Annotated in this window: 19 protein-coding genes and 1 pseudogene; 10 read left to right on the top strand and 10 right to left on the bottom strand. The window is 65.9% G+C overall.

Features of this window, described 5'->3' with window-relative positions:
• Positions 1-56: 56 nt before the first annotated feature.
• Both AB0N24_RS18325 and AB0N24_RS18320 read left to right on the top strand, forming a co-directional pair.
• Positions 57-755 carry an endonuclease/exonuclease/phosphatase family protein gene (locus AB0N24_RS18325; RefSeq protein ID WP_364127288.1) on the top strand — a complete coding sequence of 233 codons (699 nt, stop codon included), beginning with the start codon at positions 57-59 and terminating at the stop codon, positions 753-755.
• Positions 718-2,316 (top strand): annotated as a pseudogene (locus AB0N24_RS18320) (SulP family inorganic anion transporter); the annotation flags it as partial. The gene AB0N24_RS18325 and the pseudogene AB0N24_RS18320, both read left to right, overlap by 38 nt.
• A gap of 170 nt (positions 2,317-2,486) precedes the next feature.
• On the opposite strand, the gene AB0N24_RS18315 reads toward AB0N24_RS18320, so the two are convergent.
• Complete coding sequence (locus AB0N24_RS18315; RefSeq protein ID WP_364127234.1) at positions 2,487-4,196, bottom strand: DUF5671 domain-containing protein; 1,710 nt, start codon at positions 4,194-4,196, stop codon at positions 2,487-2,489.
• A complete protein-coding gene (locus AB0N24_RS18310; protein ID WP_364127231.1) occupies positions 4,154-4,618 on the bottom strand; it encodes a hypothetical protein in 465 nt (154 codons plus the stop codon). The genes AB0N24_RS18315 and AB0N24_RS18310 overlap by 43 nt, the downstream gene beginning before the upstream one ends.
• A 97-nt stretch (positions 4,619-4,715) precedes the next feature.
• Between AB0N24_RS18310 and AB0N24_RS18305 the strand changes: the two genes are divergently transcribed.
• Positions 4,716-6,179: a DUF5129 domain-containing protein gene (locus tag AB0N24_RS18305; protein ID WP_364127229.1), complete on the top strand. Its 1,464-nt coding sequence runs from the start codon at positions 4,716-4,718 to the stop codon at positions 6,177-6,179.
• Positions 6,180-6,195: 16 nt separating this feature from the next.
• Here the strand turns inward: AB0N24_RS18305 and AB0N24_RS18300 are convergent, their stop codons facing one another.
• The gene (locus AB0N24_RS18300) at positions 6,196-6,390 is read right to left on the bottom strand and encodes a DUF1918 domain-containing protein (RefSeq protein WP_104173061.1); all 195 of its coding nucleotides are present in this window, start codon (positions 6,388-6,390) and stop codon (positions 6,196-6,198) included.
• A gap of 139 nt (positions 6,391-6,529) precedes the next feature.
• Between AB0N24_RS18300 and AB0N24_RS18295 the strand changes: the two genes are divergently transcribed.
• On the top strand, positions 6,530-7,114 hold the full coding sequence (locus AB0N24_RS18295) for a hypothetical protein (protein WP_364127225.1): 585 nt from the start codon (positions 6,530-6,532) through the stop codon (positions 7,112-7,114).
• Positions 7,115-7,147: 33 nt separating this feature from the next.
• On the opposite strand, the gene AB0N24_RS18290 is transcribed toward AB0N24_RS18295, so the two are convergent.
• Positions 7,148-7,822 (bottom strand): metal-dependent transcriptional regulator, encoded by a 675-nt coding sequence (locus AB0N24_RS18290; protein ID WP_364127222.1) that lies wholly within the window; start codon positions 7,820-7,822, stop codon positions 7,148-7,150.
• A gap of 159 nt (positions 7,823-7,981) precedes the next feature.
• Here AB0N24_RS18290 and AB0N24_RS18285 point away from each other — a divergent pair, with 159 nt between their 5' ends.
• The 3 genes from AB0N24_RS18285 (at position 7,982) to AB0N24_RS18275 (ending at position 10,068) form a co-directional block, all read left to right on the top strand.
• Entirely contained in the window at positions 7,982-8,128 is a 147-nt protein-coding gene (locus tag AB0N24_RS18285; RefSeq protein WP_364127219.1) for a hypothetical protein, read from the top strand.
• A gap of 279 nt (positions 8,129-8,407) precedes the next feature.
• Positions 8,408-9,787, top strand: a complete 1,380-nt coding sequence (locus AB0N24_RS18280; protein ID WP_364127216.1) for a polysaccharide deacetylase family protein — start codon at positions 8,408-8,410, stop codon at positions 9,785-9,787.
• A 26-nt stretch (positions 9,788-9,813) separates the two neighbouring features.
• Positions 9,814-10,068 carry a hypothetical protein gene (locus AB0N24_RS18275; protein ID WP_364127213.1) on the top strand — a complete coding sequence of 85 codons (255 nt, stop codon included), beginning with the start codon at positions 9,814-9,816 and terminating at the stop codon, positions 10,066-10,068.
• Here AB0N24_RS18275 and AB0N24_RS18270 read toward each other — a convergent pair.
• Positions 10,035-10,553 carry a DNA alkylation repair protein gene (locus tag AB0N24_RS18270; protein WP_364127210.1) on the bottom strand — a complete coding sequence of 173 codons (519 nt, stop codon included), beginning with the start codon at positions 10,551-10,553 and terminating at the stop codon, positions 10,035-10,037. The genes AB0N24_RS18275 and AB0N24_RS18270 overlap by 34 nt on opposite strands.
• A 61-nt stretch (positions 10,554-10,614) precedes the next feature.
• Here AB0N24_RS18270 and AB0N24_RS18265 point away from each other — a divergent pair, with 61 nt between their 5' ends.
• Entirely contained in the window at positions 10,615-11,634 is a 1,020-nt protein-coding gene (locus AB0N24_RS18265; protein WP_364127208.1) for a ribonuclease Z, read from the top strand.
• Here the strand turns inward: AB0N24_RS18265 and AB0N24_RS18260 are convergent.
• The 5 genes from AB0N24_RS18260 to AB0N24_RS18240 form a co-directional block, all read right to left on the bottom strand.
• On the bottom strand, positions 11,530-12,357 hold the full coding sequence (locus AB0N24_RS18260; protein WP_364127205.1) for a CPBP family glutamic-type intramembrane protease: 828 nt from the start codon (positions 12,355-12,357) through the stop codon (positions 11,530-11,532). The genes AB0N24_RS18265 and AB0N24_RS18260 overlap by 105 nt on opposite strands.
• On the bottom strand, positions 12,350-13,321 hold the full coding sequence (locus tag AB0N24_RS18255) for a dienelactone hydrolase family protein (RefSeq protein WP_364127203.1): 972 nt from the start codon (positions 13,319-13,321) through the stop codon (positions 12,350-12,352). The genes AB0N24_RS18260 and AB0N24_RS18255 overlap by 8 nt, the downstream gene beginning before the upstream one ends.
• Positions 13,322-13,396: 75 nt before the next feature.
• Positions 13,397-14,194 (bottom strand): amino acid ABC transporter ATP-binding protein, encoded by a 798-nt coding sequence (locus AB0N24_RS18250; RefSeq protein ID WP_364127200.1) that lies wholly within the window; start codon positions 14,192-14,194, stop codon positions 13,397-13,399.
• Positions 14,181-14,846: an amino acid ABC transporter permease gene (locus AB0N24_RS18245; RefSeq protein WP_181038799.1), complete on the bottom strand. Its 666-nt coding sequence runs from the start codon at positions 14,844-14,846 to the stop codon at positions 14,181-14,183. Before AB0N24_RS18245 ends, AB0N24_RS18250 begins: the two co-directional genes overlap by 14 nt.
• 36 nt (positions 14,847-14,882) lie before the next feature.
• The gene (locus AB0N24_RS18240) at positions 14,883-15,704 is read right to left on the bottom strand and encodes an amino acid ABC transporter substrate-binding protein (RefSeq protein ID WP_364127198.1); all 822 of its coding nucleotides are present in this window, start codon (positions 15,702-15,704) and stop codon (positions 14,883-14,885) included.
• A gap of 153 nt (positions 15,705-15,857) precedes the next feature.
• Here AB0N24_RS18240 and AB0N24_RS18235 point away from each other — a divergent pair, with 153 nt between their 5' ends.
• Entirely contained in the window at positions 15,858-16,217 is a 360-nt protein-coding gene (locus AB0N24_RS18235; RefSeq protein ID WP_364127195.1) for a hypothetical protein, read from the top strand.
• Positions 16,199-16,504, top strand: coding sequence for a hypothetical protein (locus tag AB0N24_RS18230; RefSeq protein WP_364127192.1), 306 nt, complete (start codon positions 16,199-16,201; stop codon positions 16,502-16,504). Before AB0N24_RS18235 ends, AB0N24_RS18230 begins: the two co-directional genes overlap by 19 nt.
• Positions 16,505-16,660 lie beyond the last annotated feature (156 nt).

The following is a 16,660-nucleotide window of genomic DNA, read 5'->3' as shown; positions in this document are numbered from 1 at the left end:
CTGGGTAGACTCAGGAACTGGTTCTCCTAACTACGCGCGGAAGAGGTATTCCCCTGATACGGGTCATCAGCTACAACCTTCGAAAGCACGCGGCGCGCGGCGAACTGCTCGATCTGGCCCGCAACTTCGGGATAGATGCCTTGTGCCTGCAGGAGTGCGACACCACGGATTTACCGGACACGCTGGGGCCCCTGCACCTGGCCGATTCGACCAAGGGCAACAGGCTGGGACTTGCCATCTACTACCGGATGGACCGCTTCACGGCCTTCGAAACCAACACTTTCGCCCTGAAGAAATCACTGCACGACCGGGTTCTGGCACCGGCGCATGAGCGGCTGATCGGCACGAGGGTCGTGGACAACGAGACGGACCATGAGCTGGTGATCGCTTCCTTCCACGCGGCGCCCCTGACGGCTTCCAATTCGTTGCGCCGGAAACAGATCAAGGCGGCGCACGCGGAGCTCCTCGGCATGGGCAGCGGACTGATGACTCTTATGGTGGGTGACTTCAACTACCCCTTCTTCACGAAGAACCTCACGGAACACATGAAGAATTCCGGCTACGAACTCTCGCTCAGTGACCGGCGGACCTATACGAGGTACAAGGTCTTCAAGGGGCATTTCGACTTTGCCACCTCCCTCGGGCTGGACATCGAGAACGTGGAGACCCTGCCGCGCGGCGCGTCGGACCACCTTCCCATCCTGGTATCCGCCGAATATGGCCAGGATTCGGGACCGATCCAGGGAACGCCCTAGCCCTGACGCCGACCACCAGCCCGGGAGGCACCATTTGCGCCGCGATTGGATCCTGAAAGCCGTACCGGGCATCGAGCTGGCCCGGACCTATCAGCGGTCGTGGCTCAGGTCCGATCTTGCGGCCGGCGCGGCGCTCAGTGCCGCACTGATTCCCGCCGGCATGGCCTACGCGGAGGCCGCCGGTCTGCCGGCAGTCACGGGACTGTACGCCTCGGTGATTCCCATGCTGTTCTATGCCGTCTTCGGCCCTTCCCGCGTCCTCATCGTGGGACCTGATTCGTCGCTGGCGCCCATGATCGCCGCCGCGGTGCTTCCGCTGGCCGGACGGGAACCGGACCATGCCGTGGCGCTGGCCGGGCTGCTGGCCATCCTGATCGGAGGGTTCCTCATCGCCGGCCGGCTTTTCCGGCTGGGATTCGTCACCGGGTTGCTGTCGAAGCCGATCCGGGTGGGATACCTCAACGGCATAGCGCTCGCGGTCATGGTCAGCCAATTGCCCCGGCTTCTTGGAATCCAGGTTTCAGGCGGCTCGTTGCAGGCAACCGCCGCGGGTACGGCGGAGGCAGTGCTCCAAGGAGCCGTGAATCCTGTGGCGCTGCTGTTCGGAGCGGCCACAGTGATCATCATCGTGGCCGGCCGGTTCCTGCCCGGGAAGGTGCCGGGCGTGCTGCTGGCAGTGGCAGCGTCCATCGCGGCCGCCGCCGCCTTCGGCCTCAAGGATGCCATGCCCATGGTCGGAGCCCTCCCCCAGGGGCTTCCCGCGCCCGCCCTGGGCGGCATCACCCTGGATGATGTTGCAGGACTCGTTGGTCCGGCGGCCGGCATCGCGCTCATCGCCTTCGCCGATACCTCAGCCTTATCCAAAAGCCTCGCAGGCCGCCGTGGCATCCACACCAGCGGCAACCAGGAAATGGGAGCACTGGGGATTGCCAACGTGGCCAGCGGCCTGCTGGGCGGCTTCCCCGTCTGCGGCAGCTCGTCCCGGACTCCCATAGCGCTCGACGCCGGTGCCCGCACCCCGTTCAGCGGCATCGTGGCCGCGGCCCTGGTGATCGTGTTCATGCTGGTAACCCCGGGCGTTACTGCCTTCCTCCCCACCGCCACGCTTGCCGGCGTCGTCATGGTGGCGGTCTCCTCGCTGGTGGACGTCAAGACCCTGTTCCGGCTGGTCCGGATGAGCCGGATGGAAACGGTGCTCCTTGTGGCCACGTTCCTCGGCGTCGCTTTCGTGGGCGTACTGCAGGGCATCGTCATCGCCATCGCGCTGTCCCTGATCGCGTTCACCCGGCGGGCGTGGGATCCCTACCGGACCGAGCTGGCCAGCCTGGAGGACGTCCGGGGCTACCACGACATCAGCAGGCATCCGGAGGGCCAGCGCGTCCCGGGACTGGTGATCGCTCGCTTTGACGCACCGCTCTTTTTCGCCAATGGCGAGGTGTTTGCTGAGCACATCCGCAGCCTCGTGGCCAATGCCCCCGGACCGGTGAAATGCGTGATTGTGGCTTCCGAGGCCATTACGGACCTGGACACCACCGCGTTGGACGATCTCGTGGAGCTTGACGACGAACTCGCCGGCCAAGGCATCAGCCTGGTCTTCGCGGAGTTGAAGGGCCCGGTGAAGGGGCCGCCTGCTCAGGTTCGGAGTGAGCAGCAGGTTCGGCCCCGACCATTTCTTCCCCACGGTCAACAACGCGGTGCGCAACTACAAACGGACGTCCGGGCTCGCCTAGCTCACGCCGGAGCCAGCGGGATGACCTCGACGCGGGATCCGGGGCCCGTGACCACCAAAACGCGGTCCGCGGCGACGCCGTCCAGTGCACGGGCCAGCCGGTCGGGCAGCTCGTCCGCTGCTCCCTCAGTTGCATCGGAGGACCCGGCGTCGGCCTTTATCCAGACGGTGACACTCGCGCCGGTGACGTCGGCCGCAACGCGGGCCAGCGGTTCCGGGTCGCCGGCGGTCACCAGGATCACCTTCCCGACGGTCCGCTTCCGCGCGGGCGCGGCAGCGGCCGTGAGGGCACGGTCGTGCCGCCACACCCCGAAGTGGTATCCGGCGGCAAGCCCTGTTGCCACGAGCAGGCCAAGCGGTGCGCGGGTCCGGTCCACCAGGCTTCCGCCCGAGACCTCGCCGAGCACGAATTCGAAGACGCGGTATCCGATTACCAGGAGGGTGATGACGGCGACCACCGCGCTCAGGCCAAATACTGCGATGAGGTACACCCGCCGTCCCCGGCGCCCAAGCTCGGTCGGTTCCGGCGGCACACCGGGCTTCCAGGTAAGCCACCACAGCGGACCGCCGACCGCCAGGGCGCTGATGCCACCCAGCAGCAGGGCCCGTGTGCCGCTGCCGGCAAGCGGAGTGGCCGCGATACTGAGTACGGAATTGACCACAACGCCGATTCCGGTGGCGGCTGCGGCCAGGGCAACCCCGGAGGTCACCAGCTTCGCTGCCTGCAGGGTGGCGGCGGCACGTCCCAGCGAGACGGCTCGGTGGTAGGCCCAGACCAGGGAGCCGACGGCGCCCGCCGCCATGGCTGCGCCCAGCGGTTCCAGGAGTTCGCTTACGGGGTCCGTGCGGTCAAAGGCGAGCCGGAGGAGGACAAACAGGACAGTGCCGATGCCCCCAAGCGCCAGGATGATCGCCCCGAGGATACCGACCACCACCAGCCCGACATCGGCAAAACCTGTCTTCAGCCGGCGTCCGGCTTCGTGGATCCAGTGCCACCACCAGATGGCCCCGCCTCCGGCGGCCCAGACAAGCGACTGCAGCACGGACCGCCACCACGGTTCCCCGACTGAGGCTGACACGGTGAAGCCACGGATGGCAGTATCCAGAAGCGTTGCCATCGCCGTGACGGTGCCGCCCACGCCGATGACGAGCCCGAAGAATGCCCCTAGCACGGTGGGCACGTCCGGCATCAGCAGGGGACTCTTGCGCGGGTGGCGCAGCATCCAGCGGTGCCACGCCAACACCCCTGCCCAGACCAGCCCGTTGGACAGTGACAGCTGCCACCCCTGCCATTCGCCTCCGGCGACAGAGGCCAGGGCACCGAGCAGCCATGTTGCAGCCGTGATGAGTGCGACGGCGTACATGATGGTCAGGTACAGCCCCCAGCCCACGGACTGCCGCTCCATCGGGTCCTCGAGCCGGCGCCAGACGAACCACCACAGGGCGCCTGCCATGGGACCGCCGATCAGGGTGAATGCGAGCGAACGGGCCAGGCCCGCCACGTCACCCCCAACGACCACGGTGCCGGCACCCAGCAGCCGTCCCATCAGGCCGCTAAGGCCTATTGCGGCCACCACCACCAAGGCGAACAGCAGCGTATAGACGATGAGGCGGCGGACAGTGGGCTGGGCGGACCCGGCCGCCGGCGCCGGCACCGTCCGGGCGGCGCTCACGGCTTCACCGCCCGGTTCGCGCAGACCCTGAGTTGCCAAGGTGAGGAATCGATCAGCCACTTGCTGTTCGTTTTGACGAGGTCGAAAACGTCCTCGGCCTGGTACTCCGAATTGCCGAAGGGGCCGCTCCCGTTCGACACCACTATCAGTACGCGCACGTCCGCGGACGCGGCCCGCTCCGTGGTGGAAACCAGCGTGACCCGCAGGTTGTCCGTGGAAGCCCGTTGGAAATCGACGCACTGGGTCCGGGCGGCCTCCGTGAGGTACGCCATGGCAGCGGTCTCGTCCCCACCGATGACGGCGGCCGAGTAACGCTGCACCACGCCCTGCGGCGTTGACTCGTCCAGCAGGGCCGGCTCTCCCCGCGAGAAAACCACTGCAAGGGCCGCCACCACCAGGACGGCAATAATCGCCACGATAATCACGAGGATCCTGTTCGGTTTTCCCGCCGCTGCGTCCATGTGGTCAGTATGGCCCACTCCCCACCCTCTAGCTACGGTGCCTTCGGTCCTCCCGGCGGGGGTTGCCATCAGCGCCGCCGGAGACAATCGTTGCTTCATGGGAAAAGGAAACATTCGAAGGGCATTAGCTGCCGGGTTGCTGGTACTTCTCGGCCCGCTGTGCGGGACGGCTGCCGCCCGTGCGGAGCCGCCGGCGGAGATCGTGGTGGAAGACGGCGCCGGAGTGCTGGACCGCAACCGGCTGGTTCCGGCGGTGGAGTCGTTGGACTTCTACGAACCCACCAGGGTTGCCATTTTCACGTACAGGGGTTCGGCGGAGGACAACCTCAACGAGGAGGTGCTTCGCTTTGCCCGTGCTGAACAACCGGAGTGGATCAGCGGGGACGGCCAGAAATGGGCGGACGGCCTCTTCATCTTCGCCCTGGACCCGGTGGGGCGGCATGTGGGCACGTATATGGGCGAGGACCGCAAGGTTTCCGTTGAACAGCGCGAGGACATCCAGGACGCATCCAAGGATCTGCTCCGTGACGCCCAGTGGACCGACGGCACCATCGCGGGCATCCGGCACGGCGCCGAGCTGATCAACCAGCCGTGGTACCGTTCCATCGCCTTCCTCGCCACGGCCTGGAGCGCCGGTACCGCCGCCGTACTCGGCGCCGCAACGTGGCTGATTGTGCGCTGGCGGACCCGGGCGGACAGCCGCAAGGAGCTGGCCCGCGGTGATGCGAGCTACGCCAACGTCAGCATGGATCTGCAGGTCACCGAGCTCAATGCCGAGACCATACCGGAGTCTTCGCGGTACGGCAGCACCGTGCTGGAGAAGCACCGCACGTTCCTGAACAAGTACAACGCTGCCACCGCGCTATCCAACCGGGCGCACGAGTTGACTCCGCGCGCCATGAGCCGGCGGCCAAACCTTAAGCTGATTCAAAGCTTTGCCGACGCCGCCGCTGAGCTCGACGCGCTGGACGACGTCATTTCGGACACCAACGCGCTCCTGAACCGGGGGTCCGCGTGGGCATCCGCGTGGGACCGGCAGCTGGCGCCCTTCCGCAGTGACCTGGCTGCCCTGGAACAGATGCTCGGCAAACGGCACGCCGAGGGCGATTCCGCGACGGCCGCAGCGCTCCGGTCCTTCCGCGACCAGAGCCACCGGGAGATCGAACGGTGGTCGGCCGAACTCGCCGACGGCTCAATCCCTCCGGAAACAGCACTGGACCGGCTGCGGGACGCGCGGACTCACCTGTCCGAACTGCTGAAGGACCACGCCGACACGGTTATCGCCGGCTTCGCCAAAAACGAGCGCGAAGCCGACCTCATGCGCAACGAAATGGAAAGCGCGCAGGCCGGAAGCAAAGCCAAGTACGGCCGCGCCTACGAGCCCAGCATCCTCGGCACGGTCTATCCGTCCTACTACTTCTTCTCGGTTCCCACGTTCAACACCGGCTTCAACACAGGTGTGAGCAGCGTCGGCAGCGCCCGTGGCGGAGACGGCAGCACAACGGGGTACGGCAGCAGCGGCGGTAGCTTCTCCGGGTCAGGGAGTTCGTCCAGCTTTTGACTGCTGCCGGACCGTGTCAGTGCGGCGGCTGGATCCTGTCAACGATGAAATCACCGCCGGGAATGACAGTGGTTTCATGGCCGTCGTCGAAACGCACCACATACGGCGGCGCTCCGTCAGCGCCGTGGACCTCAACAATCTGGCCGTGCCGGTCCGACGATTCGACCGTCTTGCCCCGGATCGTGATCCGGTCTCCCTGGGCTGCCTTCATGGCAATCACCTCCAAGAACCAGAGTACGAGTGTCGGGGCGCCTGCAACAGGGCCGGCATCTGGCGCTCGGGGCCGCATGGCAGGAGTATGGGGATATCACTGATCTTTGACCTTGGCTCGGGACCGAGGGGGAACGGCTATGGCGGATGAAAAGCCCACCAGCTGGTGGGCCACGCTGCCCGGTCTGCTGACGGCCGCCGCTGCGGTGATCACCGCGGTGACGGGGCTGCTGCTGGGGCTGGGGCAACTCGGGGTGTTCGACGGCGGCCGTCCCGCCGCCACGGCGGGCAGCTCCCCCGCAGCCGGCGCTTCACAGCCCGGCGTCCAGCCCCAACCAAGCGGAACCATGACCGGCGCCGGTGAGAGTGCGGGGTGGACGGTGGCCGTGCCGGCCGAGCGAAAGTACAGGTCCGCCGACGTCGAATATGAAATTCTCGATGCGCGGGTGCGCCCCGACGTCGCCGGGAAGGTGGCGCTGACGTTCACTGTCCGTTGCACCAACCACGGTCGGTATGACGTGAACTTCTGGGACTCAACGTTCAGGCTGAACGCGGGCGGCATCAACCATTCGCCCGATTCCGGCCTGAACGATCTCGTGGCGGGCGATGCGAGCAAGTCGGGCGACGTCCGCTTCACGGTACCGGCGGACACCCGCGGCGCCCTGCTGCGCATCAGGTTCGCGCAGGGCGAGGCCACAGCACAGCTGTCCATCTCGCCGCCCTGAACAGCCGGTCCCTGAACAGCCGGCGGCCCCGGTCTAGACAGCCACCACCCAGATGGCATCCGAGGCCGACGCTCCGAGGTCGATGTCCCGGTCGGGTCCATGCAGCCGGATCGTGGTCACGTCCGCATAGGGCCGGTGCTCCCTGACGGTGAGCCTGGTGTCCGGGGCGAGCCCAAGCTGGGTGAAGTAGCGCAGCATCTGCGGATCCGCGTCTGAGATCCGGGTGATGGCCACTGTGCCGCCGGCGGCCGCGGCGGAGAGCTGCGTTCCCTCCGGGAGGTGTGGCTTTCCGTCCGGGGTGGGTATGGGATCACCGTGCGGGTCCCGGGTGGGATGACCAAGTTTTCGGTCCAGGCGTCCAATCAGTTTGTCCGACACCGCGTGTTCCAGGACTTCGGCCTCATCGTGGACTTCGTCCCAGCCGTAGCCCAGTACGTCCACCAGGAACGTCTCCAGGAGCCGATGCCGGCGGACCATGGCGACGGCGTGCTCCCGGCCGGCGTCGGTCAGCTCGATGCTTCCGTACGGGGCATGGGCAACCAGTCCCTGGCGTGCCAGCTTCTTGATGCCATCTGAGACGGTGGACGGCCTGACCCCCAGCCGTTCGGCCATAACACCGACGGTTACGGGTGTGGGAGACCACTCCGTGGCTGACCAGATCAGCTTCAGGTAGTCTTGGGCGGCTGGGGACAAATCGGAGACCGGCATGCCATCCATGGTAGCAAGCCACGGGCAAATGTTAGGCGTATCGAACAATATTGTTGGAGTCTTGGATAGACCGAGATCGGTATTCCGAAAAAAGCCCTGCAGGCGTCGGCGTCGAACGGCCAGCATCCTGCTGGGTGCGGGCGTGGGGCCGTTTCCCAGGTGGCCGTCAAGCTGCTGCCCATGCTCAAGGACCGCACCGGGAAGACGTTCACGGCGCTCACCAGCGCCGGAATCATCCTGGGGCTGGCGGTGATGTTTGCCACCGGGCTTCTAGTCCAGGCCCGAGTGCTGGCCCGGATTCAGTAACGGCACGGCGAGCGCCGCGGCAGCTCAGATGCGAGTAGCGGGCCTTCTTATACTTGGTTTCGCCGTTTGTCAAATGGAGTGTTTTGCCTTCACGCCGCGAGGCGTAGTCTACGTGCATGTTCTTGCGGGGGGACTCACACGCTTGGAGGAATCATGCGCTGGATGACCCACCCCGTCCGCAGTCAAGCACGGCACTTGGCGGACCCTCCGGAGGACACTTCCGCCAAGGACCGGCACGGTCGTCGGTGGACTGCGATCGTAGGTGTTTTGCTGCTCACGGTGAGCACCGTAGTTGGCATAGCCAGCTCATCGAAGGCTGCCGAGCCAACGATCATCAGCCTCACGTTTGACGACGGCAACGGCAGCCAGCTCGCAGCCGCCCAGGTGCTCAAGGCGCACGGGCTGGTGGGCACCTTCTACATCACCACCTCCTTCATCGGTTCCTCCGGCTTTCTCACCCAGGCGAACCTGAACACCCTGGCTGCCGACGGCAACGAGATCGGCGGCCACAGCGTGACCCATCCGGACCTGACCACCCTCAGCGCCGCGGCCGCCCGCGCCGAAGTCTGCAACAGCAAGACGACGCTTGAAGGCTGGGGTTTCACTGTCAGAAACTTCGCGTATCCCTTCGCCGCAGAGAATGCGACCGCCCAGTCGGCAGTCCGCGACTGCGGCTTCGCCAGTTCACGGGGCCTGGGTGACCTGCGCTCGCCGGCCAGCTGTGCCACCTGCCCCGTCGCGGAGTCGCTGCCGCCGGGCAATCCCATGGTCGTCAAGGCTCCGGACCAGGTGGCCAGCTCGTGGACCCTCGCGGATCTGCAGGCACGGGTCACCGACGCAGAGACCACCGGCGGCTGGGTGCAGCTGACCTTCCACGAAATCGCTGTGGGTACGGACCCGTCACTTTCCATCACGCCCGCACTGTTCGAATCCTTCGTCACGTGGCTGGCCGCGCGGACGGCTAACGGGACGACGTCGGTCCGGACCGTGGCGCAGGCATTGGGCCAGTCCTCCGCTCCCCCAACGTCGCCGTCTCCCTCACCGTCCCCGTCTCCCTCGCCCTCTCCGTCGCCGACGCCGTCTATCTCGTTCGTTGACGTCCCGCCGAGCTCGGCACTCCACACAGAGGTCAGCTGGATGGCGAACCAGGGAATTGCCGGCGGTTGGTACGAAAGTGACGGTACCCGTACATTCCGTCCCGGCGTGGCCGCCAGCAGGGACATGATGGCCGCGTTCTTCTATCGGATGGCCGGGAGCCCGGCCTATACGCCGACGGGTTCCCCCTTTGCGGATGTCACGCCGGAGACCCCGTTCTACAAGGAGATCCTGTGGCTCGCGTCCCGGGGAATCACCAACGGCTGGGCTGAAGCCAACGGAACCAGGACTTTCCGCCCGACAGTGGCTGTCAACCGGGACCAGGTCGCCGCATTTGTGTACCGTTTCGCCGGCAGCCCTGCCTACACACCCACAGCACCTCCCTTTGTCGACATCTCCCAGCAAAACGCCTTCTACGCAGAGATCGCATGGCTGGCGTCAAACGGAATCTCCAACGGCTGGGCGGAACCCGACGGCACAAGGACCTTCCGGCCAGGATTGCCGGTCAACCGGGACCAGGTGGCTGCCTTCCTCTACCGCTACAACACCGCCTTCCCGGCGTAACAGCAGTCATGGCGCAGAATCCGTAAATGAGAAACTATTGTGTGGCCATCTGCCAGCTGAGCGATCAGCCGCAGGAGGACTTCGACGTCAACATGGAGCTCCTGGTCCTTGAGGGCAAGGAACTCCATGTTGCGACGTGGGACGCCGAGCCCCGGGACGGCGGCTTCGACATCCTGGTCCTCAACGACCGCGTCAGCGCCCTCGGGTTCATGGTGGTCACCGACTGGGAGTTCCTGGAAGAAAAGGCCTACGCGGTGGTGGAGCGGCGGGCCGGCGGCTGAGGACCGTCCGCCCGCGAGAGCCCGGCTGCGCGCCGCAGCCAGGGGTCCGGATCACGCGCCCACCGGTCCAGCACAACGTCCGCCCGCTCTCTCGCCTGTCCTTCCAGCCCGGCTATCAGGGGACGGACGACGTCGGCGGCCAGCGGGTCCACCAGCTCACCCAACTGCGCCTCCCGTACAAAACCCTCAATCCGGGTGAGATCGGAGTTGTTCAGCAGAGCCACCCGGGATTGCAGCAGCACAACCGCCGCCTGGCGGCGCTCGAAGACGGGGACCGACCACAGCTCAGTGCTGAGGGCCGTGATGTCATCGTGAACCAGGTCACGGTGGCGGCGCAGCATGTCGCGGATGGTTCCCCGCACCGCACCCACGGACGCGCCGTAGTACTCAAGCCCGTCGCCCAGCCGGGCCTGGGCCTCTTCCGCCCGGAGCCAGGAGCTTTCACGCTGCAGCGAGGCATCCACGAAGTCACAGGCGTCAGTCACCCGACCATTCTGTCGCATACCCGGCGAGCGCCCCGCGCGGGAGCGTGAGACACTCAGTCCCATGCGTGAACTGGTCGTCCTCGGTACTGCCTCGCAGGTTCCCACGCGGACCCGCAACCACAACGGCTACCTGCTGCGGTGGGACGGCGAGGGCTTGCTGTTCGATCCGGGCGAAGGCACCCAGCGGCAGATGATCCACGCCGGCGTCTCGGCCAGCCAGCTCACGCGGATCTGCCTCACGCACGTTCACGGGGACCACTGCTTCGGGCTTCCGGGCATCCTGTCGCGCATGGTCCTCGACGGAGTGACGCACCCGGTGCACCTGCATTACCCAGCCGCGGGCGAGGAGGTGGTCCGCGCGCTCGTGTCCCTGGCCTCCCCGGGCCTGGACCTGCGGCTGCACCCGCACTCGGGGCCGGGGCCCGTGGCACCGGGCCTGGAGGTGCGGCCGCTGCGGCACCGCATCGACACATTCGGCTATCGGCTGGTAGAGCCGGACGGACGCACCATCCTGCCGGATCAACTCGCCAGGGCAGGGATCTCCGGGCCGGACATCGCACGGCTCCAGCAGCAAGGGAACGTGGACGGGCTCCGGCTGGAGGACGTGAGCGTTCCGCGTCCCGGCCAGAGCTTCGCCTTCGTCATGGATACAGCCGAGTGCGACGGCGCCGAAGAGCTCGCCGACGGGGTGGACCTCCTGGTGGCGGAATCAACGTTCAGCAATGACGACGCCGGGCTGGCCGCCCAGTACCTGCACCTCACCGCCGGGCAGGCAGGCGCGCTGGCGTCCACCGCCGGAGCCGGGACACTGGTCCTCACCCATTTTTCGTCGCGGTACACCGATGTTCGCGTCCTGGCCGGACAGGCCGCTGCCCGCGCTGGGCGGGCCGCCGTCGTCGCGGCAGAGGATCTGGACAGGATCCCCCTGCCCAAGCGGCAGCGGAATGGCCTGTTGGCCGGCGCCGTCCCGCCGTCGTCAGTAGATGAAGATGTCGATCCAGGCGCGGTTGTGGGCATGAAGCAGGACCAGGAACAGGACGAAGTCGAAGAGCAGGTGGACGGCCACGATGTAGGACAGTGACTTTGTCTTCGTGAAAATGAGCGCCTGGAGCAGGGCGAACGGAAAGATGAAGACCGGCGCCCAGGCATGGAAGCCCAGTTCCCACAGAAAGGACGTGAACAGGACAGCCTGCAGGACGTTTGCCTGCGCCAGGGGCAGGTGCCGGCGCAGAAGCACAAAGACGGTGCAGATAAAGAACAGCTCGTCCCAGATCCCCAGCACATTCGTGCCCAGGAAGAGGCGGAAGATCCCTTCCGGGTCCGAGACCGCGGGCCAGTTGGTGTAGACCCCGGTATTGACCATGTACGCCGGCAGCAGCGCGTAGCCCATGGCAACGACGGCGGCCAGGTACCACTTCTCGGTGAGCGTCCAGGGGTGCCCGGTCATCACGGGAAACCTGACGGCATGGTCCTTGAAGGCGAACCGCGAAGCAAAGTACGGGATTCCCACGGCGAGGATCATCGCCGTACCCATAACGACCATGTGCCCGGTGCTGATATCAGTGGTGATCGGAACAAGGCTGATAGCCACGAGCCCTGCCGTGATCAGGGCCAGATCGCGCAGGAGCGCCCTGTCGATGAATCCTGCCAGTACAAGCCCCAACGCCAAAAGGCCATACCCGGCAATCCTTTGTTCCAGAACGAACAAGACGAAGCCGGAGAGCGACACAAGCGCCGAGGGAAGCAGCTTCAGCGAGATGCCGCTGCGGATCCTGATTCCGCCTGCGAGCGCACGGTTAGACATACTTGCCGAACCAGGCAAGGGTGTCGTTCCAGGCAGCGGTGGCCTGCGCCTCGTTGTAGCGTTCGCCGGTGTCGTTGTGGAACGCATGGTCGACGCCGGGATACACCTTGAGCTCATGGCGGACGTCTGTGACCGCCAGGGCGTCACGGAAGGCAGGCAACGCGCCGGTGATCCGGTCGTCAAGTTCGGCGTAGACCCCGAGGACCGCCGGCTTGATCGCGGAGAGCTTGTCCAGGTCGGGGGCGGGTCCGTAGAACGCCGACGTCGCCTTCAGTCCGGTCAGCTCCGTCGCCGCCTGCCACGTGATGCCTCCGCCGAAGCAGTAGCCCGTCATGGCAATCCGCCCGGAATCGACGAAGGGCTGCGCGTTCAGGTAATCGAACGCCGCCGAGAAGTCAGCCACGTGCCGGGATGCACCGGCCTGCGTCAGCGCTCCGGGGACGGCGTCCCGGTCCAGGCTCGCCGTTCCGCCCTCCCTGCTCAGCAGGTCGGGGGCCAGGGCCGCGTAACCAGCCTTGGCGAAGCGGCGCGCCACGTCCTGGATATGCGGGGTCAGGCCGCGGTTCTCATGGCAGACCAGCACGGCCGGTCCCGCTTCGTCGCCCTCCGGCCGGGCAAGGTAGGCGCTGATGTCGGTGCCGCCGGAGGGGAACCGCACCGTCGCGGTCACCAGACCGGCCGCTCCTTCGGGAACGGAGAGCGGGCTCTTGGCGCCGGGCACGGTGCCGGCGGAAGCGGTGCCGCCGCCCGGCGAAGGCGAGGACGGGGTGGGCATCGGGTCGGTGCTTCGTGGAAGTTCCTGCGGGGTGCAGCCAACCAGGGCCATGGCGCCCGCGGCGGCGGCCATGCTGCCGGTAATGAACGCCACCCGGCGCGTAAACGTGTATTGGCTCATGGCACCGGCACGGTAATCGTCGAAGAATTCCTCGATCAGGTACTTCTCGAACCTGCCAAGCTGGGTCATGGAGCGCCTCCTACCGGTTACCAAATATCCTCCTCCGCCCGTCCATCACGGGGCAAGGGGTCCGGTGCTACGGCGCTAGAAGGGGTTCAGCAGCCGGTCCACGAACTGCCGCGTGCGTTCCTCCCGCGGGTCACGCAGGACCGTGTCAGGGTGCCCGCGTTCGACGACGACGCCACCGTCCATGAAGATGACTTCGTCTGCGACCTGGCGGGCGAACGCCAGCTCGTGGGTGACCACCACCATGGTCCAGCCCTCATCGGCCAGCTCCTTGATGACCGTCAGGACGTCCCCCACCAGCTCCGGATCCAGGGCCGACGTGGGCTCGTCAAAAAGCAGGAGCTGCGGGCGCAGGGCCAGTGCACGCACGATGCCCACGCGCTGCTGCTGCCCGCCGGAGAGCTCGAACGGGTAGCTCTTTTCCTTGCCTTCCAGCCCGACCCGGGCCAGAAGCTCCCTGGCCGCAGCGATCGCCTCGGCTTTGGGGCGTTTTTGCACCTGCACGGGCCCCTCGATGATGTTCTCCAGGACGGTTTTGTGCGGGAAGAGGTTGTAGTGCTGGAACACCATGGCGCTGCGGTCCCGTAAGGCGGCCAGCTGCTTCTTGGACACCGGTGCGGAAAAGTCGACGGCGAGCTGCCCGACAAAGTCCACAACGCCGTCGTCGGGTATTTCCAGTCCGTTGAGGCACCGCAGGACCGTCGTTTTCCCGGACCCCGACGGCCCGATCAGGGCGACCACTTCGCCGCGGCGGACGTCGATGTCGACGGATTTCAGCACTTCATGAGTGCCGAAGGCCTTCCGCAGTTCCCTGACGGCCAGCAGCGCCGAGTCCTGGCTCTTTGGCTCAGCGTGCGTGGATTCAGTGGGCGACATAGCGGTCCAATCTCTTCTCCAGGACGGATTGGCCGCCGGCAAGGACCAGGCAGACCACCCAGTAGATGACGGCTGCCTCCAGATACAGCAGCATGAACTCCTGGCTGAAGGCCGCCACCTGCTGTGCCTGGCGGAACAGCTCGGTGACGAGGATCAGGGATGCCAGTGACGTGTCCTTGACCAGGCTGATGAAGGTGTTGGAAAGGGGCGGGACCGACACCCGGGCGGCCTGCGGCAGGATGATCCGCACCAGCGACTGACGGCGGGACATTCCGATCGTGTGCCCGGCCTCCCACTGCCCCTTGGGAACGGAAAGGATGGCCGCCCGGATCACCTCCGCTGCGTATCCGCCCACGTTCAGGGAGAAGGCGATGATGGCGCTGGGCCAGGGGCTGATGGTGACGCCGATTGAAGGCAGCCCGTAGAAAATGACGAACAACTGGACCAGGAGTGGTGTGCCGCGGATGACCGAGATGTAGATCCGCGCAATGGCAGCGAACACGGGGTTCCTGCTCAGCCGCATCAGGGCGATGAGCAGGGCCAGCAGCAGTCCCAGGCCGAACGACGCCAGGGCCAGCGGAATCGTGCCCGTGACGGCGCCCATCAGGATTGGCCCGAGTGAGCTCCACACGAGGTCCCAGTTGATAGTCATGCTCTGACGCTGCGTTCTCCGTCGGCCTCCATGCCGCTACTTCGTGACGTCAGCGTCGAAGTATTTCTGCGAAATCTTGGCAAGCGTCCCGTCGGTCTGCAGTTCACCGAGGGCGGTGTTCACTGCTTCGGCCAGGCTCGTTGATCCCTTGCGGAATGCGAAAGCGCTGAGCGACTTGTCCGTGGTTTCGGCGGCGATTTTGATCTCACCGTCCTTCGCGGTCTTTTGATAGTCCAGGTAGGTCAGTTTGTCGTTGATGGTGGCGTCAACGCGCCCCTGCTTCAGCAGTGTTACCGCCTGCGCCCATCCCTCCACGGCTTCCACGTTGGCGCCGCTCTCCTGCGCCAGCTTGTACCAGTTGCTGGTCAGGGACTGAGCGGTGGTCTTGCCCTTGAGGCTGTCGAAGGAACTGACGCTGCTGTCATCTGCCTTGGTGACAATGACGCCGGTGCTCACCGTGTACGGCTCCGAAAACTCGTATTTCGCCTTGCGTTCGTCGGTGACCGAGACCTGGTTGGCGACGACGTCGAACCTCTTAGCCTCAAGGCCGGCGAAGATCGCGTCGAACTGTGTTTCCTGGAAGGACGGTTTAACGCCGAGCTTCCCGGCGACGGCCGTGATGATCTCGACGTCATAGCCGGTCAGGTCGCCGCTTCCGTCGGCATGGAACGAGAAGGGCTTATAGGTGCCTTCCGTGCCGACCTTGAGCTCGCCTGCGCTCTTGACGTCGCTCAGCGACGTGTCCGCGCCTCCCGCCGGGGCCGAACCGGTCGGAGTTGTAGAGCCGGACCCGCAGCCGGCCAGGGCGAGTGCTGCCGCTGCAATGAGGCCGATAGCGGAAAGACGTGTGCGCTTCATGATGAACCTTCGTCCTGTAGCCGGAAGAGGCTTGCCAGCAATACCGCAGGCCGGCAATCCACTACCGACGATAGCAACATCTGCCTTTGGCGAATACAGGATGAGAATGTGCGGGACTGATGGTTCCCCGCCCCGGCTCGCTAGGATTCGACCATGGGAAAGCACGGGAAGCGGGCCAGCGCGTTCAAGGCCTCGTTAGCGGCAGCCGGGTACAACGTTCTGGACACACCACGCGAGCACGGCGTGGTGGCGGCGACCACCAAGCAGCTTTCCGACGAAATGCGGGCCTCCATCGTCGACGTCTACCGCGCACTGGGCGGTGTCAGGGACGACGCCGAGTTCACGGCCGGGGTGTGGGACTTTGCGTGTTCGGACGGGTTGTTCGTCGAGTTCGACGAGGCCCTGCACTTCAACCGCTACCGGCCGTTGACCCTTCAACTACGTGGTCATCTGAACTCCCCTGGGCGCAGCAGTACCGCAGCTACAGCGGGAACATGGAAGGAATGTGCCTGAAGGACGGGAAGTCCGGCGGCAGGTGGGCCAGCCCGTCATCGGACGCCATGTTCGGCGGCTCCGACGCGCCGGGAGTGTTTAGCGACAAGGGCTCGTCCCGGTGGAAGCAGCGCGCTCTCTACGATGCGGTGCGCGATGCCTATGCCTGGTCCACGCCGGGAGTAAACCTTGCCCGCGTCTCCATTCACGACGAGGTTGGAGGCCTCAACGTCCATTGGGCAACCAGCCACGGGCTCCTGCTGGACCCGTTGGAGCTGAGGGAATTCATCGAATCGCGCACGGCCTAGAGATCCGCAGCGCCGGATTGCCGAGCCCCTGCGACCCCACCAATTGCCAAATTCATGAAATCTGCAACTTACTTGCCGGTAAGGGTTCTGCCTCCAGTCTCCAGCGGCTAGCCTGTCATAGAGGCCGGGGGGAGGTCCCCGGCCGGAGGCTACAGA

It is taken from the genome of Arthrobacter sp. NPDC093128 (assembly GCF_040683875.1).
Taxonomy (GTDB): domain Bacteria; phylum Actinomycetota; class Actinomycetes; order Actinomycetales; family Micrococcaceae; genus Arthrobacter.
Note: the sequence above shows the minus strand (reverse complement) of the source record. Positions and strands in the feature narration are given on the sequence as shown.